We start from the raw sequence: 24460 nt of genomic DNA, 5'->3' as shown, positions 1-24460 counted from the left end.
TCCGAGTGATATACTCTGCAATATGAATTTCCCACGCATCGTTATAGCCGGAGTATCCTCCAGCAGCGGCAAAACCACTATAAGCAGCGGCATTACCGCCGCCCTTACCAAACGCGGACATAAAGTAGCCGCCTACAAGTGCGGCCCTGATTATATAGACCCCGGATACCTTACTTTGGCTTCGCATAACCCCTGCCATAATCTTGATTCGTGGATGCTGGACAAAGATGCCTTGGCGGAAGTGTTTTTCCACGGCCTGAAAAACAGAGAGATAGCTTTGGTGGAAGGCGTAATGGGGCTTTATGACGGATACAGCGGGGAACGCCCCGGAGGCTCTACCGCCGAGATTGCCAGACTGCTTTCGTCCCCTGTCATACTGCTTGTCAATATCTCGCATATGGCTGAAAGTGCCGCGGCCATAGTTCTAGGCTACAAAAATCTGGACCCCCGTATAAATATTGCCGGCGTGATACTCAACCAGGCAGGCAGTATGCGCCACTATGAAATCTGCCGGAACGCAATTGAAAAATATGCCTCTACCCCGGTAATAGGCTATCTGCTTCGCAATAAAGACCTGGTTATACCGGAACGCCACCTGGGGTTGAAGACTACCTCTGAAGGCGGTGAACTGGAAACCTTTATCCAGAACCTGGCTACCCATATTGAAAGTACTATAGATATTGACCGCATTTGGGAAATTGCCCAAAATGCCCCGCCCCTGCCTGAAAAACCCTGTCCGCACATCTTCCCCAAAACCCCTGCCTGCCCGGTTACCCGCATAGCTGTAGCCAAAGATGAAGCATTCAGCTTCTATTATCAAGCCAATCTGGATATGCTGTCAGACTGGGGGGCGGAACTTTGTTATTTCAGCCCATTACATGATACCTGCCTGCCTGAAAATATCGGCGGCATATATATAGGGGGCGGCTTTCCGGAAATAATGGCCGCTGAACTAAGTACCAATCAACTCATGAAGACCGCCCTGACCAAAGCAGCAGAGAGCGGCATGCCCATTTACGCCGAATGCGGCGGGCTTATGTATTTATCCGAAGCAATAGAGGACTTTGACGGCACAAAATACTTGATGCTGGGGCTGCTTCCCGGCATATCCGTTATGCAAAAGAAACTCCATCGTCTGGCATATACCAGAGCAGCAGTACAGAACGATAATATCCTTTCTGCCAAGGGCACCGAACTCCGCGGTCATATCTTCCATTGGTCAAAATTACCTTCCCCTCAGACCAAACCCGCCTACACCCTGCTGGAGCCAGCCGAATTTGTTGGTCAAAGCGAAGGCTTTATTATAGGGAACAGTACTAATGTACTTGCCAGTTACCTGCACCTGCATTTCGGCACAAATCCAAATCTGGCAAGGCATTTCATACGCGTTTCCAAAAAATTCTGTACAATTTAGCTCTTTTACTATTCTTTTGAATAATTAAATTGGTTCTGGTTTAATATAAACCAGCAAAAGGGAAGGGAAGAACGGAGCAGTGACAAAACAACAGTTCCCTCCACTTTTCAAGGACAAATACTTCACATACGTCGCTGGTTTATCCGTACTGGTAATCGTTCTGGGATTATATACAGTTTTTTCCCCTCCGGACCTCGTCCAAAATTCCAACTGGCAACTTTTCACCACCAGCGTAGAAGCAGCCACTACCATAATTATTATTGCCATTGCCACCTGGCGCTGGGGATTTAAAGTTTCCATGTTCTGGGCCAGCGGCATACTTATTCCGGGTATGCTGGTGCTAGTTACACTGAACCTGTTTAAGCCGATTACTTTTTTACTTGTCTTAATAACCCTGGGCGCCAGCAGTCTGGTAAGCCTGATAATCAACAACCACCGCCGAGTAATCAGCCACGAAGAAAATCTTAATCAGATCCTGTCCATGATACGGGATATAAGCCACCATATTACCCATATAGATAATGAAGAAGAGCTTATGGAAAGGATATGTGAAAGGCTGGTTTATGCTGGACGGTATCAGGTAGCCTGGATAGGTTATGCAACCCCTGACCAGCAGATGGTTGAACCCCGTTACCACGCTGTCTACGGGCAACCCCATCTTTCAGCCGAAACGTGCCCCGCACATCATTGCCTGCACCTGCCGGGTGAACCCATACAACAGGCCATTAAAAGCCGCAGTCTGATAGTAGTGCCGGATATTCACAGCCAGCCAATTGAAAACTATGCAACACACTGCCAGTATTGCCGCAGTCTGCTTTGTTCACCCATAGATTTCGGAGAGGAACTGCTGGGTATATTATGCGTTTGCTCAAATAAACCGGATGTATTCGGAAGGGAAGAAATCTCCCTGCTGCGTGAAGTCTCCCAAGATATATCACTGGGGGTAGAAAAAATACGCCGGCGCAGGGAACTTGCCCGGACAGAAATACGGCTTAAAGAAGAACGGGACAAAGCCCAGCTTTATCTGGATATCGCAGGAGTAATTATAGTTGTCTTGAATGAAGATGAGACTGTTGCCCAGATTAACAAGCGGGGTTGTCAGATACTGGGGTATGAGTATCAGGATATCTTGGGGCAAAACTGGTTTGAAAATTTTATACCCGGATACCGCCGCCTGATAAAACGTTCCATGTATAAACAGATTATATCCGGTAAAACCGAACTGCCCGAACGCTATATGGATGTAGTCCTGACTAAAGACGGCCAGGAAAAAGTAATTCTTTGGCATTCTACCGCTATCCGCAGCAAAAACGGGCAGATGAGTTCCATACTGTATTCAGGTGAAGATGTAACCGAACTGAAGCATACCGAAGAAGCCCTGCGCATGTCCGAGGAAAAGTACCATACCCTGTTTGAAACCATGGCTCAGGGTGCTATTTATGTTGATAATAAAGGTATCATAATTGAAACTAACCCTGCAGCTAATACCATTTTCGGCAGGCACGAGAGCGAACTGCTGGGTGTAAATATTGCCGACCCCATTTGGACATATGTACATGAGGACGGCTCAATCATGCCGCCCGGTGAAAACCCGGTGATAGCAGCCCTGAAAACAGGGAAAGCCATACGCAATGTTTTCATGGGTATAAAAAACAACCTTTCCGGTGAAATCCGCTGGGTAAACCTGTTCGCCCTTCCCCTTTTCCGCATAAATCAGGAAAATTCATATATGGTTTACACCACTTTTACAGATATAAGCCGCCTGAAAAATGCCCGGGATGCCCTGACCCGCAGTGAAAACCGTTACCGTTCAATATTTGAAACCGCCGCCAGTATAATTATTTCATTTGACCGGAACGGTATTATCAACGACTGCAATATGCGTATTCAGGAAATTCTGGGGTATACCCCGGCCGAAATGCTGGGTACAAACTTTCTGGATATTATTCATGAATCTTTCCGCGACGAAGTCCGCAACCATATTGCCAGCCTGAACCGCGGAGATATCATTTACAACAAAGACTGCCGCATGCTGCACAAGGACGGACAGTACCGTGATGTCATGGTAAACTGCTCTACACTGCTTGATGAACACGGCAGTGTACTGAACGCTATTTGCATTATCTCTGATATGACTGAGCAGAAACAAACACATTACGCCCTGATAGCTTCGGAGGAAAAAATCCGCAGCATGTTCAACGGGGTTAATGAAGGCATAGCGGTTATGGATACCAGTGGATATGTTACCGAAATAAACCAAACCATGCTGAAAATGAACAACTGCACCAGTAAAGACCAGCTGATAGGCAGACACGCACTGGAGTTTGTTTCCCTTAAAGACCGTGATATGGCCAGGTCATATATGAATCAGGCGGACAGCCTGAATGAAATACGCAATCTGGAGCTCCGGTGTTTACGCCCGGATGGAACCGAATATTTCAGCCAGATAAGCGGGGCTGTACTCCGCGGATATGCCGGTGAGATTAAGGGCATAATAATACTCAGCGTAGATATTACCGAACGCAAGCAGATAGAACAGCAGCTTATTATGACTGACCGCATGGCTTCCGTGGGTGAACTGGCTTCCGGTCTGGCTCATGAAATAAACAACCCCCTTACCGGTATTGTAGGTTTCAGCGAACTTTTACTGATGAACGAACTGGAAGAATCTATAAAGGAAGATGTTCAGACTATTCACCGTGAAGCCCTGCGGGCAGCCGAAGTAGTACGTAATCTACTGACCTTTGCCCGCCAACAGCCACCTACCCGCGAAGCCGGTGATATCAATCTGAGTATCCATAAGGTGCTTGAATTACGCAAACATGACCACCGGATTAATAACATCCGCTGCATCACTGAGCTTGATCCTGATCTGCCCCGGGTGATGCTGGACTTCTTCCAGATTCAGCAGGTTCTTATAAATATTATTATCAACGCAGAGTTTTTCCTGCGACTGAAAGAGCACCCCCAGATAATTATCAAGACCAGCCAGCACAACAAGCACGTAATAATCAGTATTTCCGATAACGGCCCCGGTATCAGCCCTGAGAATATAAAACGTATTTTTGACCCGTTCTTTACCACCAAAGAGGTCGGCAAAGGCACCGGACTGGGGCTTTCCATCTGCCATGGTATTATTGAGGAACACAACGGCAGAATATATGTAGAAAGCACCCCGGGAAACGGGGCTACTTTCCGTATAGAACTGCCGGTTGCAGATATTCAGCCACTGTCCACGGCTGAAACCCCCAACCAAACAGCAGGTTAGTTTTCTTACCTATACCCCGCCCGTTTGTCAGAGCATATTTTCCAATTACAATCTTAAAAGGGAAATAAGGCTGCCGGAAGTGCTGCCCAAGCTTACTCCCCGGCAACCTCACTTTCAAACACATATATCTACAGCCTTAGCTGATTTTAGCCCCATCCAGTTCACCCAACAGACTCTCCAGCCGGGCAATACCCGCTTCAGGGTTGGTGTTTTGTGCCTTTATCCACTGCCGAAGCTTGGCAATAGCCGCACCGGAACGGATTATCTCTGCCGCCTTAGCATAACCCTCCTGAAGACTTTTAACCATACCTGCTATATAAAAAACAGGCGCCGCATTTAAACAAACAACTTCAAAAGCAGCCCCTTCGTCGTTACCTGAAAGAATCCGCAGCAGCCTCAGAGTTTCACGTTGTTTGTCACCTGAAGTTACGATTTCCTCAGTCAGACAGGGCGTCAAACCGAAATCCGACGGAGACAAGCTGTACTTAATAATCTGCCCGTCTTCACATAGTTCGGCAATATGGCTTTCACCCAGATTTGAAAGCTCGTCCATGCCGCGTCCGCCTGGGGCAGACCCGTATATAACCAGAGCTCTTTTATAGCCTATCTCGCGCATCACCTCAGCCACCGGCTGCAATAGTTCAGCCGAATATACACCCCTAACCGCATAATGGGGCAAAGCCGGATTTGCCAGTGAACCGGCAATATTAAGGGTAGTCCCGAAACGTATCTGGGAAAGAATACGGAAAAGAGCCTGCGGGTGAACCTTGGCACTCATACCGTTAAAAATGCCTATACCCACAGTTTCAATACTCCGTTTGACTGTCTCAACGTCTGTTTCCACATCAACACCCAGTGATTCCAGCATATCAATAGTGCCGCAGCTCCCGGAAAGGGCTCGGGCGCCGTGTTTTGCCAGTACCACCCCGCCCGCCGCCGCCACAATGGAAGCAGCCGTGCTGATGTTAAAGGTCTTCAGGCTGTCCATGCCTGTGCCGCAGTTGTCCACCACAGGTTTATCTACCAGAGGCCTCACCCGAATTGTATCCTGCTCATATATAGCTTCCCAGACACCGGCAATCTCAGCTGCCGTTTCGCCTTTGGCAGTTAGGGCGGCCATGAATGCACCCTGCTGAAGATCAGGCTGTTCATTCCGCATTATCTGGGAAAAACAGTCTTTTACTTCCTCACGACTCAGATTTTCCTTTGAGATAAGGCGGCTTATGACAGCCCCGAAATTTTTAACCCTGTTTTCATCCATTTTTGTGTCCTTCATTTATAAAATTTGATTACGGTTTTAAGACCTTCCAGCCTTTCTACTCCCAGAAAAGCCTCCTCTATATATGAAATACCTGTCACCCGGCTGATAAGCCTCTTTACGGGTATAATTCCCTGCCCTATCAGGCGGACAGCCTCAGCATTATCCGCTGCGGTAGAGCCGTAAGAGCCGCTCAAAATCAATTCCTGATAATGGATGGAATTCGCATCAATGGTAAATCCAGAACGGTCCTTGGGTAGGCCGGAAAAGAAATTTATCCGCCCGCCGGGGCTTAAAACAGAGGGCAGTTCTCCCACTTCCACCCCCGAACTGGCAATTAAGATTACATCCACACCAACCCCGCCGGTCTGCTCAAAAACCCCCTGCTTAAGGCTGGTCTTACCCAAATCTATTACCCCGTCCGGGCAGGCCAGTTCCGCTCCGCACACTCTCTCCGGCAGGATTTCAGCCACAAGCACCTGTTCCGCTCCGTTATATCTGGCGAGCATGGTCTGCAGCAACCCTAAAGGTCCAGCCCCCAATACCAACACCCGGTCTCCGTCCCCCACCCGGCAAGCAGACTGGCTGTGAATACAGCTGGCAAGCGGCTCTGCCAGAGAGGCTTCTTCATCTGAAACATTCTCAGGTATTATGTTAAGCCCGCCAGGCAGGCTTTCAGGGGGAAGTGCCATATATTCGGCCAAGCCCCCGTCATAATTAAAACCGATTATTTTCACCTGCCCGCACAGGTTCTCCCTACCCTGCAGGCAAAGCGGGCAAACCCCACAGGCAATACCCGGATAAACCTGCACCCGGGTACCTGCCTTAAAATCAGGGTGTTCGGAGCAGACTACCTCGGCGGCTATTTCATGCCCCAGCACGCGGGGGTACTTAAGGTCACGATGCCCCCGCCGAAACATTTTTACGTCTGTCCCGCAGATTGCACAACAGGAAACCTTTAAGAGTACCCCGCCTTTCGGGCAGGATGGAGTAGCCACCTCCGCAAGAAGGAGTTCTCCCGGTTTTTCCAGCAAGACCGCTTTCATATTTCACCCCGCGTAATAAAAAAATCCCCAAACCACCAAGGTTTGAGGATTCAAACAAAAAATAAAACCCCAAACCTTTCGGCTCAGGGATTTACCATTTCCCACGGCCATTTTCCGCGAAACTCTATGCCGGCAGATATTCTGGCTTACGGCTCAACCTACTCACCGGGCCTTCCCGCTCCATTCCAATGAAACAGTGGCGTACTCCAGTTTTCGTCCCCGTACACAGCGGCGGGACCGCACCTGATTTTAACAGGCTTCCCTTTTAAGCTTTTGTTACAAAGCACCGGCAGACCTTATTCAATTAGAATTGATTTTAATTAGTTATTTCTGTTTTGTCAATCCCCTGTTTGAGACTCTTTTATCCCTGCACACCGATACCGGACACCAAGTTGGCCAAAGAACCGAAGGGGTGGTAGAATTAACCTGCTTGTCCCGACAGCGGGCTTCACGGATTGACAATGTACTATATGTTGCAAGTATAATATCAGGAACTAGGTCTTTTAAATATAGGCGTAAATATTTTAAAAAAGAGACATATATGGCCAAAACAAAAGCACCTGTAGAAAAACTGGAATCAGCCGAAGAAATTCAAAAGGACGGCAAGGTAGTCTCTACCAAGCGTACCAAGGGCAGTGAATTTTTCTGGACCCAAAGCCGCTGCACAGGGTGCAACCGGTGTGCCAGCGTTTGCCCGGTAGATGCTATCAAACTGGACAGGGATAAAACACCTACCAAACGGGTTGGCACCTCCCCCTGCACACGTGCCTGCCCTGCTGGATTAGATATCCCCCGCTATGTGCGTTTCGTAGCTGACGGCAATGCTTCAGCCGCAACTGCTGTTATGAGAGAAAAAATACCCTTCCCTTCCGTGTGCGGCTATGTCTGTTTTCACCCTTGCGAACTTGAATGTCAGCGCCAGAAATTTGACGAACCTATTGCCATTCGGGCATTGAAGAGATATGCCGCTGAAAATGATGACGGCAGTTGGAAAAATAACCTTAAAATTGCCCCGCCCACCGGCAAAAAAGTAGCTATTATCGGTTCCGGCCCGGCCGGACTTACCTCAGCCTACTTTTTAACCCTGCTGGGACATGAGGCAACTATATTTGAATCAATGGAGTATGCCGGCGGCAAGATGTTTTACAGTATACCGGAACACCAGCTGCCCAAAGATATACTCAATAAAGAAATTAAGGCCATCACCGACCTGGGCGTAACCATCCATACCTCCTGCCAGGTGCAGTCCGTACAGACCCTGTTCAAACAGGGATACGATTCGGTTCTGCTTTCCACCGGCGTACTCGGTCTGGACGAAGGTCTTCTTCTCCCCTGCGACGAAACCGTTGAATCAGACCTGATGCAGGGCAGTGATTTCCTAAAGAATATAAAATCATCCACCAAAGAAAGCCTGGGCGACAAGGTAGTTGTAATAGGCGGCGGCAGTGAAGCCTATAATAGTGCCTTTGCCGCTAAGAGCCTAGGGGTCTCAGAGGTGCATCTGGTTTGCAGCCGCCATACCGGCAGCAAGGAAGCTTCCCCCGAAGAAGTTGACCGCGCAATAGATGCAGGCGTAACCGTTCACCCCTCATTGGATTTTGTAAAACTGGTTAAATCTAATGACAAAATTGAGGGAGTGGAACTCTTCCGTATCCGCTCATACGGATATGACAAAGACAATAGACTTCATTATGAAATAATAAACGATACCCGTTGTTTGATACTGGCAGATACCGTCATCACCACGGTCACTCCCGATGAAAAACCCGGTGCGGATTACCTGACCGTAGTCCAACCCGGCGTATTTGCCGCCGGTGACGGCATCAGCGGCGCCCGCTCGGTCATTGAGGCTATGGCCGCCGGGCGTTCGGTAGCCGGTCTGATTGACAAATATCTGGGGGGTGAGGGCAATCTGGATGAAACTCTGGCCCCGCCTGAAAAAGATATCAAACCCCTTAGCGAACCCAAAGGACAAAACCGCTCTCAGATAGAGCTGAATCTGGTTAAACAAGCCGGTGGTGATAAGGTGGAAATTGAAAAAACTCTATCCCCCGTTGCTGCCAAGAAAGAAGCCCGGAGATGTTTGCGGTGTGACATTGTCCACCAGGTACATGACTATAGTCTGGATACCTCCAGCTGCACCTACTGCGGACGGTGCGTAAATGCCTGCTACTGGGATGCAATTACCAGCGGTTACGGTTATGAAGCCGCCGCCAAAAAACGACAGGCTGAAATAGCCGCTCTGGAAGAAAAGCACAGCGTCTACAACTACGCTATCCGTATTCTGCCTATTGCCATAGGTCTTATGATACTGGCTGCCGCTGTTGCCAAACTTTTCAAGTAAAAATAACTGTTAGCACTTGCAGACTGCCGGCTTTAAAACCCGGCAGTTTTTTTATGCCCGGATTTGCCCCGCGGAGGGCTTGATTACACCGGGGAAATAAATCATAATTTCAAGTGAAGGAAGGCATACAAGATGAAACAGCTGACTGACGACGAAATCTACCGCATTGCCCAGAAAAGGGTCAAGGAAAAGAAGGAATTTTACAATCACCTTTCAGTATACATAGTGATAAACCTGATGCTTATAGGTATCTGGGCATTTACCGGCAGTTCATACCCATGGTTTATTTTCCCCTTGGGCGGCTGGGGTATAGGGCTGATTTTCCACTTTCTGAGTGTTTTCGGCTTTATGCGCGACGAAAGTGACTGGGAAAACAAGGAAATCCAGAAAGAGATAGGGCGTTTAAAGAAAAATCTCTAAACGCCGGTTATCTCATCTTCATCAATTTCAGCCGGAAGCTGGGTCAAGGCAGTAACCGCCGCAATAGCGGCAATTCTCCGGGTATCATCAAATATCTCAGACAGCTTCTCTTCCAGAGGCTGTTCTTCGCTCATAATGCGTTTCATTTCATCAAGCAGGGTTGTTTCTTTCTCAATGAAATGGGTATGCAGATTACCGGCCACAAAATTGGGATTGACCATAACCGCTTTGTGAAAGGGGATATTGGTCTTCACACCTACTATAATGTATTCGTAAAGAGCGCGCCGCATACGGGCTATTGCTTCTTCACGGGTACGGCCCCAAACAATAAGCTTGGATATCATAGGATCATACAGGTAGGGTATGTTATAACGCGTATGAACACCGCTGTCTACCCGTACCCCGATACCACCAGGTGAACGGTAACCCTTAAGCTTGGCAGCTGAGGGAGCAAACTCATTTAAGGGATCTTCGGCATTGATACGGCACTCTATAGCCCAGCCCCGCATCTGAACGTCTTCTTGTTTGAAAGAAAGCTCGTTGCCCGAAGCTACCATTATCTGTTCTTTGACTATATCTATGCCGGTAACCATTTCGGTAACCGGATGTTCTACCTGCACCCGGGTATTAGCCTCAAGGAAGTAAAACTGGCCGTTTGAAAAGATGAATTCAATAGTGCCGGCACCTTCATAGTTAACCCACTTGCCGGCCTTGATAGCCACTTCACCCATTTTCTTGCGGAGTTCGGGGGTAATAACCGGCGAAGGGGCTTCTTCTATCAGTTTCTGATAACGCCGCTGGATAGAACATTCCCTCTCACCCAGATAAACCACATTGCCCTGGGAATCACCCATTATCTGGATTTCTATATGGCGTGGCTTGGATATATATTTTTCAATATAAACTTCGGCTAAACCGAAGGTGTTTCCGGCTACTTTCTGGGAGGATTCTATGGCATCTTTAAGCTCATCCGGACCGTTGGCCACCCGCATGCCTATACCGCCACCCCCGCCGCTGGGTTTTATAATAACCGGATATCCAATTGCTGCTGCCGCTTCGGTGGCCTGCTCAATACCGGAAACACAACCCTCGGTACCCGGGAGTACCGGCACACCCGCTTTTTTCATTTCACGCCTGGCGGCAATCTTGTTGCCCATCAACTCTATAACCCGGCTGCTGGGACCTACAAATTTGATGCCGGCCTTTTCCAGAGCCAGTGCAAAACCGGGGTTTTCTGATAAAAAGCCGTATCCGGGGTGAACCCCGTCTACCCCCGCTTTTTTGGCAACAGAAACTATCTTTTTAATATTAAGATAGCTCTCAGACAGCTGGGCAGGACCAATATGATAAGCTTCATCTGCATACTTTACAAAGAGAGCACCTTTATCAGCATCGGAATAGACGGCAACAGTCTTTATGCCCAGCTCACGGCAGGCACGCATAATGCGTATGGCTATTTCACCCCTGTTGGCAACCAGTATTTTATTTAGCATCTGGCTCAATCACCATGATAACGTCTTTACTGCCTACCACTTCGCCTTCGTAGGCATATATTTCCGAAACCACCCCGCTTACAGCGGCAGTGACATCATTTTCCATTTTCATAGCTTCTATGGTAGCCACTACTTCACCCTCGGTTACCTTATCCCCTTCCTTCACCTTCAGTGAAAGAAGCATACCCTGCATGGGAGAAACAACCGCACCTGGATGCGAGGCAGTAGGTTTAGCAGCCTTGGGGGCTTCACCAACTATACCGGCCTTGGAAGAAACCTTAACCGTAAAGACTTCTCCGTCTACCTCAACGCTGTATTCAGCCGAACCATTAAAGACCGGAGCGGATTTAGCTTCGGTTTTGGCTTCAGCCTTGGCAGCTTTGTCTGTTTCAGGGGTGGACGGCAAAAGGCACTCTTCCTTGCACTCACCCTTGAGGAATTTGGCCGCTACCTCAGGGTACATGGCATAAGTCAAAAGGTCTTCCTCGGTTTTAAGTATACCCAACTTTTCGCCTTCGGCTTTCATCTTGGGCAGTTCCGGCTCAAGTAAAGCCCCCGGCCTGACACTGACGGGTTTTTCATCACCGATAATAGCTTTGCGTATTTCTTCATTTACCGCACCGGGTATTTTACCGTAGTACCCCATGAGATAGTTTTTAGTTTCTTTGGTTACCTGTTTGTAGCGGGCGCCGCTCAGCACGTTCAAAATGGCCTGCGTACCTACAATCTGGCTTGACGGGGTAACCAGCGGGGGGTAGCCCAAATCCGCCCTTACTTTGGGTACTTCGGCCAATACCTGTGGCAGTTTGTCAAAGGCATTCTGCTGGCGAAGCTGGCTGACCAGGTTTGAAATCATACCGCCGGGTATCTGGTGGAGAAGCACGCCGATACTCGGCTGGGTGGCTTCACAGGTATAAAGGCAGCGGTAAGTAGAACTTATTTTATTAAATTCCTCACCTATTTCGCTCATAAGTTCCAGATTAAGCCCGGTATCCAGTTTCGTACCCTGAAAAGCGGCCACGAAACTTTCGGTGGTGGGCTGGGAAGTACCCCAGGCAAAGGCGGAAAAGGCGGTATCTATTATATCCACCCCGGCCTCGGCCGCAGCATAATAAGCCAAAGGCGCCATGCCGCTGGTGCAGTGTGAGTGGAGGTCCACCGGCAGTTTGACCTTGGCTTTTATAGACTTGACCAGCTGGGCGGCAGCGGTAGGAGTGATAAGCCCGGCCATGTCTTTGATACATATGGAATCACAGCCCATTTTTTCCAGTTCCACTGCCATCTCGGCCAGCTTCTCTACGGTATGAATGGGACTGGTGGTATAACAGATAGTACCCTGAACATGGGCCTTAAGCTCTTTGGCCGTCTGGATGGAAACTTCCATATTTCGGGTATCATTCAAGGCATCAAAAACCCGGAAAATATCTATGCCGTTTTTAACGGACAAACGGACAAACTCACGCACCACATCATCTGCATAGTGGCGGTATCCCACCAGATTCTGCCCGCGGAGAAGCATCTGAAGAGGGGTATTGGACGCTTTCTGGCGTATCAGTCGGAGACGTTCCCAGGGGTCTTCATTCAGAAAACGGATACAGGAGTCAAATGTAGCACCGCCCCAGACTTCCAGTGAATAAAAGCCAACCTTATCCAGTTTGGCGGCAATATCAATCATGTCACGGGTACGCATTCGGGTGGCTATCAGTGACTGGTGCGCATCCCGCAGAGTTGTATCTGTTATCTTTATACCCATATTATTAACCTACCGTCTATATTAGTAATCCGGTTGCTATTCGCTCAGACAGGACATATGAAAATACTGAGGCAAAAAGACAGAAATGAAGTTTATTCTATCTTAGCCCTACTGTACTGTCAAGAAACGGCAAGCATTAGCCGTTCACTCCAAAGGCCTGCAAACCTGTGACTTTGTAGCTGAAAAAGGCACATTTCACTTCGGCAAATTTCTGGGCTATAATATTAATCCTCCAAATGGGCTAAGCTCCCGAGTGCGGGTATCACTATTTTTATTTGTTTTCGGAGGAAACTATGAGCCGCTTTGCCGTTTTGTTAGCCGAAGGTTTTGAAGAAATAGAGTTCTGCACCATTACGGATATCCTCCGGCGGGCAGACCTTGAGGTTAAGATAGTGGGGCTTAAAAACGGTCTTACCGGCGGCTCAAGGGGAATCCGCATCATGCCGGATATGTATATAGATGACCTAAAGACCACAGATTACGAAGTACTAGTTCTGCCCGGAGGTAATCCCGGCTTTATAAATATGGGCAAAGACCAGCGGGTGCTTGAGCTTATCCGCACTGCCCATACCGAAAACAAATATTTGGCGGCTATCTGTGCCGGTCCGGCAGTCCTTTCCAGAGCCGGGGTGATAAACGGCAAAGAGGTTGCCATATATCCGGGGGTTAAGCACCTGCTAAAAAACTGTACTGCCTGTGACCTGCGGGTGAAGGTGGAAGGCAAACTTATTACCGGGCGAAGCCCTCAGGCCGCCATGGATTTTGCCCTGACCCTGATGGATATGTTTGCCAAACCCCAGGCCTCTAAGGTGGTACGTGACGAAATGCTGGTTTAGATACCGCACCATCTGAAATAAAACGGGGGGCTAAAAGCCCCCTTTTGTATTTAAACAGCTTGACTATTCCACATAGCATCACCTGTTTGCAAAAAATATTTTCCGAAAGATATTGACTTACTTGTAGTAAGGTTATAGCATTTCTACAGTATTATATTCCAAAGGGGGAGCAAATTCCCTTGACCAGAACCAAACAGAGCACTGCCAGCCGTGACAAAATAATCTCGGCCGCTACCCACCTTTTTTTGAACTCACATGATGCCGGCAAAGTAAGTATTGAAGATATTGCCCGCAAGGCCAAGGTTTCCCCCACTACCATTTACAACAATTTCGGGGGCAGAAAAGCACTGGTGCACGGGGTGGTGGAAAAAATAATAGACAACAGCCTGATACAGGCAAAAGATATCATATCCCGTCCCCTGCCCTTTCCCGGTAAAATACAGTTGATACTCTCCAACAAAAACGATATGGCCGGCAAAATGCCGGAAGAGATACTGAAAAAACTGGTGCACATGGATGATGAGGTAGCCGCCCTGATACAGGAAATCTACCAGAAAGAAATCCAGCCCATGTGGCAGAAACTGATAGCGGACGGCAAAGCTGAAGGATATGTAGACCCGTCTCTTTCCGAAGAAGCGGTATTTATTTACCTGAAAGTGGTCCGTGATGGTTTTAATGCCAACGCCGCCTTGTTTGAACCCGCCAAAGACAAAATAAACCTTATAATGGAACTTTCCCGGATAATGATGTACGGCTTCTTTAAAAACGATGCCTGCCTGATACCGGATATCAATAACAGGCACCCAAAAACTGGCTTAAGGAGTAATTGATGAGTCAAATATCAATTTCGGTAGAAAAACTGAGCTACTGGTACGGAGACCTGAAAGCGGTAAACCAGATAAGCTTTGAGGTTGGACAAGGTGAAATTCTGGGTTTTCTGGGCCCCAACGGGGCAGGCAAAACCACCACCCAGAAAATGCTGACCGGCCAGCTCAAACCGAAGGATGGCCGGGCTACCCTGCTGGGATTTGATGTGGCTAAAGATACCGAGGAAATCCACCGGCGGATAGGCATCTGTTTTGAACAGACCAATCTGTACGAACAAATGACCGCTCTGGAAAACCTCCAGCTTTTTGCTGACCTGTTCGGAGTGAAAAACTTTGACGGTTATGCTCTTTTAAAAAGGGTGGGGCTGAGCGGACGGGAAAAAGACAAAGTATCCGGTTACTCCAAGGGCATGAAACAGCGCCTTATGATAGCCCGCTCTCTGGTAAACACCCCAAGCATACTCTTTATGGACGAACCCACCTCCGGGCTTGACCCCGTATCTTCAGAATCTATCCGGGACATCATACTGGAAGAACGCAAGCGGGGGGCAACCATATTTTTAACCACCCATGACATGTGGGAAGCAGACAAACTGTGTGACCGGGTAGCCTTTATCAACGAAGGCTCTATTGCCGCATTGGATACCCCGGTGAACTTAAAACAGCAGTACGGCAAACGTTCCCTGGTAGCCAAGATAAAAACCCCGGACGGAAAACTGGAAAACAGAGAGATTGCCCTGGATACCGGTAAAACCTCCGCAGAGGTCAGCAAGCTCCTTGATAGCGAACAGGTGCTGACCCTGCACAGCGAAGAAGCCACTCTGGAGGATATCTTTATAAAGATAACCGGACGGAGGCTGACCGAATGAACTTTCGCATTATAAAAGCCCTGCTGAAAAAGGATTTTTCCCTTTTCCTACAAAACCGCTTTTATATGCTGATGACTATTGTCGGGCTGGTATTTTATATCATTATCTTCTTTATCATGCCCAACAAAGTGGACGAACAGCTTAAAGCGGGTATATACGCCCCGGTCATGCCGCCGGCATTTTCAGTACTGGTGGCAGACCCGGCAAACAGCCTCTCCAGCTATGACTCGCTTGATGAAGCTAAAGCCGCAGTGGAAAACGGGGATATCCAAGCGGTTATTGCCCTGCCGGAAGATATCATGCAGGTTTGGGCTTCAGGCGGCAAACCCGAAATAGAAATATATTATTCCTCATCCGCCCCGCTTGAGCTGCGGGATGCCATAATCAGCATGGTAAAAGAGCTGTCATATATCCAGACCGGCCAGTCTCTTACATTCGATACCAACGAGCAGGTAATGGGACAGGATATGCTGGGTGAACAGATACCCATGCGCAACCGGATGGTACCACTGCTGGCCATATTTATACTTATGATGGAAATACTCAGTCTGGCCAGCCTGATAGCCGAAGAAAACGAACAGGGTACGGCCAGAGCCCTGCTGGTAACCCCTATGAGCGTACCCGAACTCTTTGCCGCCAAAGGTATAATAGGGGTTGGCATGGCGCTGGGGCAGGTGGTGCTCTTTATGCTGCTGGTCGGCGGGTTCAGCTCCCAGCCGCTTATAACCTTAAGCGTGCTTATTTTGGGCAGCCTTATGGTAACCGGGCTGGGCTTCCTGCTAGCCTCGCTTACCAAGAGCCTTATGTCAGTGACCGCCTGGGGGATGCTGCTGTTTATTATTCTGGCTATACCCGGCATGGGCATAATGTTCCCCGGCCTGATAAGCAGCTGGGCTAAGGTAATACCCTCGTACTACCTGACAGATACCGTAAACCGGGTGGTTAACTACGGGGCAGACCTAAGCGTAGTGGGCGGAAACCTGCTTATCCTGCTGGGCTTTACCGCCGTAATAGTAGCAGCCGGTATTGTTGTCCTGCGGAGGCGTTACCAATGAGCATAAAGCATATAATCACCCTTTTTAACCGCGAAGTAATCCACGGCCCTAAGGACGTTACCTTTATAATGGTAGTGGTAACCCCCATACTTATTTCCCTTTTTATATCTCTGGCTTTCGGTAATATTTTTTCGGAAAAACCCAAGCTGGGGCTGACTGATTTGGGCAACTCCCAGCTTGTAAGCCTGCTAAAAGACAATAATACCCTGCTTATTAAGGAATACCCTGACGAAGCCGCCCTTAAAGAGGCGGCCACAAGCGGTGCGGTAGACATGGGGCTGGTACTGCCGGCGGATTTTGATACCACCCTTCTCCAGACCAATACCCTTAAATCTAGTGCCTATGTCTGGGGGGAAAGCCTGGCTAAAAACCGCATGATTATCCCGGCGGTGCTGGCTGATACCGCCAGACAGATTACCGGAGCGGAAGTGCCGGTGGAGATAAACTCCATCTCACTGGGAGATGAGCAGAACGTACCCTGGTCTGACCGTTTGTTTCCCTTCGTGGTACTCATGGCCATGTTCTTCAGCGGACTGATGCTGCCGGCCAGTTCCCTTATAGATGAAAAACAAAAACGCACTCTGGAAGCAGTCAATATCACCCCGGCCACTCTGGGCGAAATATTTACCGCCAAGGGGGCCATAGGCACTCTGCTGGGCTTAATTATGGGGCTTATTATACTCGGTATGAACTCAGCTTTCGGCAATGCCCCTCTGCCGCTGGTACTGATGCTGGTACTGGGTTCGCTAATGGCGTCTTTGCTGGGGCTTCTGGCAGGTGCCTTTATAAAGGATATGAACACCCTTTTTGCCGTCTGGAAGTTTGGCGGGCTGCTCCTTTTCGGGCCGGCTTTTATCTACCTCTTCCCCCAGATACCCCAGTGGATAGGCTACTTCTTCCCCACCTATTACATCTTAAAACCGGTAGTAGACCTGAGCATATATGATGCCGGCTGGTCTGATATAGCCCTGAACGCAGGGATAACCGTGATACTGGTGGCTATACTGCTGGCAGTGGTTTCCAACGTAGTCAAACGCATGTCAAACTCTGCCCTGCGCCTTTATACCTGACAAAATTCTTTGGGTTAAAACATAAAGCCGCTCTGTCCAGAACCGGGCGGCTTTTTATGCTTATCCAGATACTGCTGCAAACAGAATACTATAGAGGAAAAACCTGGCTATTTATTCAAATCACATCAGGTTTATCGTATTAGCCATGTCAGATGCTGTTACTCTCTAGATACCATCTCTGGCTAAGTTTACTCAACCAGATAAGTTAAAACCTCCTGCGTCAGCTTTTCCTTGCCATACACTCTTCCATAGAAGAAAACAGCATCCTTTTGCATCCGTACCGCCTTAAGCAAACTGAACAGGTGTTCAGCCTACCGTATTTATAAAGCAAAGAATCTGTTTGACACTCAGTATTAAGGGTGTTAAAATGCCTCGCTTAGCAGACAAACCGCAAGGTATTCCGGCCTGCTCTATTACAGATAACTTCCAAAAATATTAGTTCCTTATAATCTTTTGTAAAAATATATACAATATTTTTTACTTTACGATTAAGACTTAGTATCAAAGTACTAATACCCCTTTGACGATGTAAAAACCTGTATGTTACAATACATCAATTACCAATCAGGACTCCGTCTGCTATTGGCCGAAAAAAGGCCTAGTGCCAACGGACTTAAGGCAGAAGGAAAGTATTAGAACTTTGCAAGTTGCACGTGAGTAGCATTTAGAGGTATTCTAGACAATATGGGTTTTATACCTCTTTTGCAAAATGCCTGCACAATGGCATTTGGTTTATGCAATACAGGGCGATGCCCTTTATAGATTAAAGCACAAGGGGGGCAACAGGAATGCCTAATGGAATGCTGATTGATACCACTAGATGTACTGGTTGTCGAGGCTGCCAGGTAGCCTGTAAACAGTGGAACGAAAACCCCGCTGTCAAGACAACTTTCAGTCCTGAAGTGACCAATCCCCTGGAACAGAATGCATTCAACTACAACCTGCTGGAGTGCAGGGAGATTGAAGAAGACGGAAAACTTCAATGGATCTTCGCTCATAAAAGATGTTTACACTGCTATGAACCGGCCTGTGTTTCAGTATGTCCGGTCGGTGCCCTCCACAAACGGCCTAACGGCGCAGTAGTCTGGGATCAAGATAAATGCTTCGGCTGCCGCTATTGTCAAAATGCCTGCCCTTTCCAAATCCCCAAATTTGAGTGGGATGACAACTGGGCTAAAATCACCAAATGCACTATGTGTTGGAACAGGGTAGATGAAGGCATGGAACCGGCTTGTGCAACTACCTGCCCCACCGGCGCTATTAAATTCGGCGAACGGGCTGACCTGCTTGCCGAAGCCTATGAAAGACTTTCAAACAACCCTGACAGATATTACCCCTATGTCTACGGCGAAAAAGAAGCCGGCGGTACTCATGTTTTATACTTAAGCAGCGTCCATCCCGAAAAACTCGGCTTTGACATGCACGAGCATGAGTTCTTCCCCAGCTTTACCAGAGAATTCCTTGGCAATATACCTTTGGAAATCTCCATAGTAGCTTCGCTGATGGTTGGTGTATGGTACTTCCGCGGCCGCAGAATTCAGGCTCAGGCACACGATGCCGAGCATGCTGGAAATAAGGCTGGCAAGCACTAGACCGGCGTAAGCGGGTTTAGACAAAAGAACCACTTTGGAATGGAGTAGGAAAAATGTTTAATACTAAACTTACTAGACGGGATTTTGTACAGCTAGCCGCCGGCTCTACTGCCGCCCTAAGTCTGGGTGCTTTAAAGCTCCCCGAGTTTGAAAAAATGTTCGCCGAGGCTTTGAAAGAAATCCCGGTTATATGGCTGCAGGGTGCAGGCTGCAATGGCTGCACTATCTCTACTATCAACGTTGTCTCACCCACTATCCAGGACTTACTGCTGACTTCGGTAGTGCCCGGTACTCATGTATCCATGCAGTACCACCCCACCATTATGGCCGCTCAGGGTGATTTGGCCATGAGCACTATTACCGATACTGCCGCCAAAGGACCGTTTGTACTGGTAATCGAAGGTTCTGTACCTCTTAAAGATGACGGAGTTTACGCTGAAATCGGCGAAAAAGACGGCGAAGGTATCACCATGCTTGAGCATGTACTGAACCTTGCTCCCAAGGCACTGGCCGTGGTAGCTGCCGGTACTTGTTCCGCCTTCGGAGGCATCACTGCCTCTGCCCCCAACCCCACTGGCGCCAAAGCCGTTTCAGAGATTCTTAAAGAGCACAATATAACTACCCCGGTTGTAAATTTGCCTGGCTGCCCCCCTCACCCGGATTGGGTAGTGGGCACTCTGGCTACCGTACTTATGAGCGGGCTTGATGCACTTGACCTTGATGACATGGGTCGCCCCAAGGCTTACTACGGCAAACTGCTTCATGACCAGTGTCCGCGCCGCGGCCACTATGAAAAGGGTTTATTTGCCACCAAGCTGTCTGAGCCTTACTGTTTGTTCCTTGTAGGCTGCAAAGGTCCGGTGACATATGCTGATTGTTCTGACAGGCTTTGGAACAATAAAACCCGTTGGTGCGTGGAAGCTGATTCGCCGTGTATCGGCTGTGCTCACCCCGGCTTCCCGGATGAGGTTTCTCCCATGTTTGAAGCCCCACCTGTTATCAATAGTACTGACAAACTGGCTATCGGTATTGCCGGCACTGCCGTGGTACTGACTGCCGGTGTGGCTGCTGTAGAGCTCGCTAAAAAAGCCAAGCGGAATGCCGCGAAAAAGGGTTAGTAGACCGTAATCTTACCTTTGGAGAAGAAAATGCAGAAGATAGTAATTGATCCCATAACGAGGATTGAAGGTCATCTAAAAATCGAAGCCACCGTAGACGGCGGTGAGGTTAAAGATGCCAAATGTGTCGGCACTCTGTTCCGCGGCTTTGAAATATTTATGAAAGACCGTGACCCGCGTGATGCTGTTCATATTACCCAGCGTATCTGCGGCGTCTGCCCCACATCCCACGGCACTACCGCCGCTTTAAACTTGGACTCCGCCTTTGGCGTAGCTGACAAAATACCGAATAACGGGCGGATACTCCGCAACCTTATTCAGGGTGCTAACTATATTGCTTCCCATATAGTTCATTTTTACCATCTGGCCGCTCTGGATTTCGTAGACGTAACCGAAGTAGCCGATTATGATGGTACTGATCCTGAACTTTTAAAAGTAAAGGATTTTATTGCCCGGGCTCTGGCTGCCGGTGATATGTCCATGCTGGCTCCCTTCTACCCCAGATACGAAGGTGATTACCGCCTTCCCAAGAAGGTTGCCCAGGCCGCAGTTGCCCATTATGTTGAAGCTTTGAACATGCGCCGTCTTGCTCACGAACTTTCCGCTATTTACAGCGGACGCATGCCGCACAGTGTAGCAGTGGTAGCCGGCGGTGTTACTTCACACCCCAGCATAGACAGCATCTCAAACTTTATGAGCAAGCTGAATACCCTGCGTCACTTTATTGACAATGTATATCTGCCTGACGTTATTGCAGTAGCCGAAACCTATCCTGATTACTTCGGTATCGGTGTGGGTTGCGGCAATCTGCTCAGCTATGGTGTGTTTGATCTTGAAGCAAACGGCACTAATCTGGCTACCCGCCAGAGACTCTTCACTCAGGGTGTGGTCTCCGCTTCTGACCTGAAACTCCGCACCTTTGATCCCAACAAGATTACCGAATCAATCAAATACAGCTGGTTCAGCGGTGAAACCAATGAATACCCCCTGAACGAAGTAACCGAACCTGAATTTACCAAGCCGGACGGCTATTCCTGGCTGAAAGCCCCCCGATACGAGAATACCCCCTACGAAGTAGGCCCTCTGGCTCGTATGGTGGTTAACTACGTAGCCGGTGACCCCGTGGTTCAGAAGATGGTAAACGATACCTTGGCTCATTTCGGTGCCGGCCCTGCCGCCCTTTTCAGCACACTCGGCAGACATGCCGCCCGTGCCCTTGAATGCAAGATCGTAGCTGATGAAATGGTCAAGTGGGCTATGGAACTCAAGATTGGCGAACCTGTGTGCGCTGATTACGAAATACCCGAAAGTGCCGAAGGCATGGGTCTCTGGGAAGCTCCCCGCGGTGCTCTTGGCCACTGGATAAAGATTGAAAACCACAAGATAAGCAACTACCAGTGCGTAGTGCCCTCCACTTGGAACTGTTCACCCAAAGATAATCAGGGTGTTTACGGTCCTGTTGAGCAGGCTCTTGTCGGTACTAAGGTACGTGATAACGATAATCCGTTTGAGCTGGTTCGCATTGTCCGCTCGTTTGACCCGTGTCTGGCTTGTGCCGTTCATCTGGTCTCACCCACCGGCAATGAAATCAGCCGCTTCCGCGTTTACTAAGTATGTTTTTTAATCCGGGAGATGAATCTCCCAAACCTATATTGGTCCTGGGTACAGGCAATATACTCTTAAGTGATGAAGGTGCCGGGGTACGCTGCATAGAGCGGCTATCCCGGTTTCCTATTCCTGAAGATGTAGAGCTGTATGACGGCGGCACTGCTGCCATGGATTTGCTGGACGTTATATCCGGCCGCGAAAAAATGTTCATACTGGATGCGGTTCACGGCGGAGACGAACCCGGCATGATATACCGCTTCCGCCCCGAGGATATCAAGACCGAGCAAAAAATTGATATCTCTTTCCACCAGATGGGGCTGATGGAAATACTTAATCTGGCCAAATATCATGACGCTATGCCCAAAGATATTATTATTTACGGCATCCAGCCCGGCAGCATGGCACCGGGATTTGAGCTGACCCCGGCAGTAGATAAAGCAGTAAACCGAGTAGTGGAAATGATGAAGGAAGAGCTGGGCATTAAATAACCCCCTTAAGTGTAAAAACTGAAAATAAAATGGGCGGCTTTTCACCGCCCATTTTTTATTACTAAAATATCCTCAGGAAAGACGTATATCGGCTATAACAGCCAGATGGTCTGATGCCAGACTAAATATAGTAAACGAATCTACATAGACTATATCAGGTGAAGCCCAGATATAGTCTATCCTCTGGTATAAATCTGCTGAATGGTAGGTAAGAACAGATGTCTGTCCTTCCAGACTATCCGAAAGACCTGCCTGACGCAGCAAACCTATCTCCGCAGAGTTCGGTTCGGCATTGAAATCACCCAGCATTACGGTAGAGGGAGCATTATCCCAGAAATCTGCCAGTTCCCCTGCCTGAATAAGCCGCACATCCCCTTCCTCAGGTACGTGATGCAAATGGGTGGCCGCCAGATACAAATACCTGCCCCCCAAATCCAGCACCGCATTCAGATAGCCACGTTTTATAGGCAGCCCGTCACTTTCCAGACTAACATTATGGGTATCCAGTATGGGGTATTTGGATAATATGGCATTCCCCCAGTATTCACCGGCGGTAGCCCCAAAAGCAGAGTACATATTCAGCCGCTGGGAAAGCCACTCAAGCATATCCACCCGCCCGCTTATCACCCAGCCGCGGGAAATTTCCTGCAAAGCCACCACATCCGCCCCGCTATTTTCAATCACTCTTGCCAGAGCTTCCATATCCAATCTGCCTTGGGTGTTAAACCCGTTATGTAAATTATAAGTCATAATACGCAGAGTGTCGCTAAACTGAGGTGCAGCCGGAGGCGTTTTATAGGTAAGCAAACCTAAAAGGGGCAGCGTCAAAAGCAGTATGGACATAGCCGGCAAAATAAAGCGTTCACCCTTAAAATCCAGCAAAGGCAGGCACTCCCGCCCCGAATACAAACCCAAACCCACCACTATAAGCCCGGCCACAAGCTCTAAGACTGTATTATCATACGGCACAGCCACCTGATACACCGCATAATACCCCAGCAGGAGTATAACGAATAAAATCATACCCAGCCCGTTAGGCAGATTCAGGCTTTCACCCACTCCATCAGCCTTTCTGCCGCCAATATAGCGAAGAATCACCCCGAACAGGAGTATCACTGCCAGCTGCCCAAGCATCTGCTGGATAAGGCTCATAAAAGCCACCTCTTCAGAAATACTTGTCAGTGAAAGTATAAGACACAAGCTGGCAATCAGGGTCAGCAGCCTGATATGTCTTTGGTGGAGTGAAAATACCCAGAGTATACCCACCAATCCCAGTGAAAGAGCCCCCAGCACAAATATCGAGGCAACCGGGCTGGAAAATCCGCTGAGTGCAGACAAGCGGGCAATATTGTCGAAAACTACCAGTTCTAAAAACAGGAATGGCCCTATCACCAGCCAGCCCAGGCCGTTGTTACTAGCAGCCGGCCCCTCAGCCAGAGGCATATGCACCCCAAGCAAAAATAATATAAACACCGCTATTACGGTGCTAATCAGCAAAGGAAAAACCGAAGGCTGATTTATCAGGTCATAAGTACCAAATCCGGCAGACAAAGCGGTATTAAGAAGCAAGCCGAAGACAACACCCGCCCCGAAATGCCCCACTGAAGATGCCCCCCGCACCCGGGCACTATCCAGATAAACAGCTAAGAAAACAGCAAACAGGGACAACCCCAAAGCAGAGCAGATAAAGTTTATAAGAGGCTCGGCAAAGCCTATCTGGGCAAGCAGACTCAATATAGCCACTCCGCCTGCACTGAAGATAATGGCTTTGTAACTGCACAAAAACCGGCGAAGGGGCTTTGCCAGAAAGGACAGACCGAAAATAACAAGGGCAATTAGTCCCAGCACCCCTGCCCCCTGCCCGAAGCGGTCACCCAGTATCCAGGTCATACCCGAACTGAATAGAGGAAACAAACTTATCGCCAGGGTCAAAACCATTGCCGGCAATAAAAATTCCACTGCACCCGGCTTTGCCTGAAGAAATCCCCTCATACCTGCCGT

General features: G+C 48.7%; 18 protein-coding genes and 1 riboswitch. Of the genes, 13 read left to right on the top strand and 5 right to left on the bottom strand.

The features are described 5' to 3' along the window. Positions 1–22 precede the first annotated feature (22 nt). Together UCH007_RS00570 and UCH007_RS00565 are read left to right on the top strand one after the other, a co-directional pair. Positions 23–1414: a cobyrinate a,c-diamide synthase gene (locus tag UCH007_RS00570; protein WP_046960765.1), complete on the top strand. Its 1392-nt coding sequence runs from the start codon at positions 23–25 to the stop codon at positions 1412–1414. A 79-nt stretch (positions 1415–1493) separates the two neighbouring features. Then, complete coding sequence (locus tag UCH007_RS00565) at positions 1494–4682, top strand: PAS domain S-box protein (protein ID WP_046960764.1); 3189 nt, start codon at positions 1494–1496, stop codon at positions 4680–4682. Between the two features lie 136 nt (positions 4683–4818). Here the strand turns inward: UCH007_RS00565 and trpD are convergent, their stop codons facing one another. Further along, complete coding sequence (trpD, locus tag UCH007_RS00560; RefSeq protein ID WP_034377039.1) at positions 4819–5943, bottom strand: anthranilate phosphoribosyltransferase; 1125 nt, start codon at positions 5941–5943, stop codon at positions 4819–4821. Between the two features lie 11 nt (positions 5944–5954). Continuing rightward, entirely contained in the window at positions 5955–6986 is a 1032-nt protein-coding gene (locus UCH007_RS00555; RefSeq protein WP_046960763.1) for a zinc-dependent dehydrogenase, read from the bottom strand. A gap of 114 nt (positions 6987–7100) precedes the next feature. Further along, positions 7101–7292, bottom strand: a riboswitch (cobalamin riboswitch). A gap of 235 nt (positions 7293–7527) precedes the next feature. Between UCH007_RS00555 and UCH007_RS00550 the strand changes: the two genes are divergently transcribed. Further along, complete coding sequence (locus UCH007_RS00550) at positions 7528–9330, top strand: FAD-dependent oxidoreductase (protein WP_046960762.1); 1803 nt, start codon at positions 7528–7530, stop codon at positions 9328–9330. A 132-nt stretch (positions 9331–9462) separates the two neighbouring features. Further along, on the top strand, positions 9463–9750 hold the full coding sequence (locus UCH007_RS00545) for a 2TM domain-containing protein (RefSeq protein ID WP_023651811.1): 288 nt from the start codon (positions 9463–9465) through the stop codon (positions 9748–9750). On the opposite strand, the gene UCH007_RS00540 is transcribed toward UCH007_RS00545, so the two are convergent. Both UCH007_RS00540 and oadA read right to left on the bottom strand, forming a co-directional pair. Beyond that, positions 9747–11243 carry an acetyl-CoA carboxylase biotin carboxylase subunit gene (locus UCH007_RS00540; protein ID WP_012881478.1) on the bottom strand — a complete coding sequence of 499 codons (1497 nt, stop codon included), beginning with the start codon at positions 11241–11243 and terminating at the stop codon, positions 9747–9749. The two genes, UCH007_RS00545 and UCH007_RS00540, sit on opposite strands and share 4 nt — an antisense overlap. Continuing rightward, positions 11233–12996, bottom strand: a complete 1764-nt coding sequence (gene oadA, locus UCH007_RS00535) for a sodium-extruding oxaloacetate decarboxylase subunit alpha (RefSeq protein ID WP_046960761.1) — start codon at positions 12994–12996, stop codon at positions 11233–11235. The genes UCH007_RS00540 and oadA overlap by 11 nt, the downstream gene beginning before the upstream one ends. A gap of 293 nt (positions 12997–13289) precedes the next feature. Here oadA and UCH007_RS00530 point away from each other — a divergent pair, with 293 nt between their 5' ends. The 9 genes from UCH007_RS00530 to UCH007_RS00490 all read left to right on the top strand — a co-directional run bounded on the left by UCH007_RS00530 (position 13290) and on the right by UCH007_RS00490 (position 22459). After that, a complete protein-coding gene (locus UCH007_RS00530) occupies positions 13290–13832 on the top strand; it encodes a DJ-1 family glyoxalase III (protein ID WP_012881476.1) in 543 nt (180 codons plus the stop codon). 179 nt (positions 13833–14011) lie between these two features. Further along, positions 14012–14662, top strand: coding sequence for a TetR/AcrR family transcriptional regulator (locus tag UCH007_RS00525; RefSeq protein WP_023651809.1), 651 nt, complete (start codon positions 14012–14014; stop codon positions 14660–14662). Continuing rightward, the gene (locus UCH007_RS00520; RefSeq protein ID WP_023651808.1) at positions 14662–15528 is read left to right on the top strand and encodes an ABC transporter ATP-binding protein; all 867 of its coding nucleotides are present in this window, start codon (positions 14662–14664) and stop codon (positions 15526–15528) included. The genes UCH007_RS00525 and UCH007_RS00520 overlap by 1 nt, the downstream gene beginning before the upstream one ends. Beyond that, positions 15525–16583: an ABC transporter permease gene (locus tag UCH007_RS00515; RefSeq protein WP_023651807.1), complete on the top strand. Its 1059-nt coding sequence runs from the start codon at positions 15525–15527 to the stop codon at positions 16581–16583. Before UCH007_RS00520 ends, UCH007_RS00515 begins: the two co-directional genes overlap by 4 nt. After that, positions 16580–17653 carry an ABC transporter permease gene (locus UCH007_RS00510; RefSeq protein WP_023651806.1) on the top strand — a complete coding sequence of 358 codons (1074 nt, stop codon included), beginning with the start codon at positions 16580–16582 and terminating at the stop codon, positions 17651–17653. Before UCH007_RS00515 ends, UCH007_RS00510 begins: the two co-directional genes overlap by 4 nt. A gap of 788 nt (positions 17654–18441) precedes the next feature. Further along, a complete protein-coding gene (locus UCH007_RS00505; protein WP_046960760.1) occupies positions 18442–19245 on the top strand; it encodes a 4Fe-4S dicluster domain-containing protein in 804 nt (267 codons plus the stop codon). Positions 19246–19298: 53 nt separating this feature from the next. Beyond that, positions 19299–20363: a hydrogenase small subunit gene (locus tag UCH007_RS00500; RefSeq protein WP_012881470.1), complete on the top strand. Its 1065-nt coding sequence runs from the start codon at positions 19299–19301 to the stop codon at positions 20361–20363. A 30-nt stretch (positions 20364–20393) separates the two neighbouring features. Continuing rightward, a complete protein-coding gene (locus tag UCH007_RS00495; RefSeq protein ID WP_023651804.1) occupies positions 20394–21974 on the top strand; it encodes a nickel-dependent hydrogenase large subunit in 1581 nt (526 codons plus the stop codon). A 2-nt stretch (positions 21975–21976) separates the two neighbouring features. Then, complete coding sequence (locus tag UCH007_RS00490) at positions 21977–22459, top strand: HyaD/HybD family hydrogenase maturation endopeptidase (RefSeq protein WP_023651803.1); 483 nt, start codon at positions 21977–21979, stop codon at positions 22457–22459. 72 nt (positions 22460–22531) lie between these two features. Here UCH007_RS00490 and UCH007_RS00485 read toward each other — a convergent pair whose 3' ends face one another. After that, positions 22532–24451 (bottom strand): endonuclease/exonuclease/phosphatase family protein, encoded by a 1920-nt coding sequence (locus tag UCH007_RS00485; protein ID WP_046960759.1) that lies wholly within the window; start codon positions 24449–24451, stop codon positions 22532–22534. Between the last annotated feature and the right edge of the window lie 9 nt (positions 24452–24460).

The sequence above is a fragment of the Dehalococcoides sp. UCH007 genome (genome assembly GCF_001010485.1).
GTDB classification, from domain to species: Bacteria; Chloroflexota; Dehalococcoidia; order Dehalococcoidales; family Dehalococcoidaceae; genus Dehalococcoides; species Dehalococcoides mccartyi_A.
Note: the sequence above shows the minus strand (reverse complement) of the source record. Positions and strands in the feature narration are given on the sequence as shown.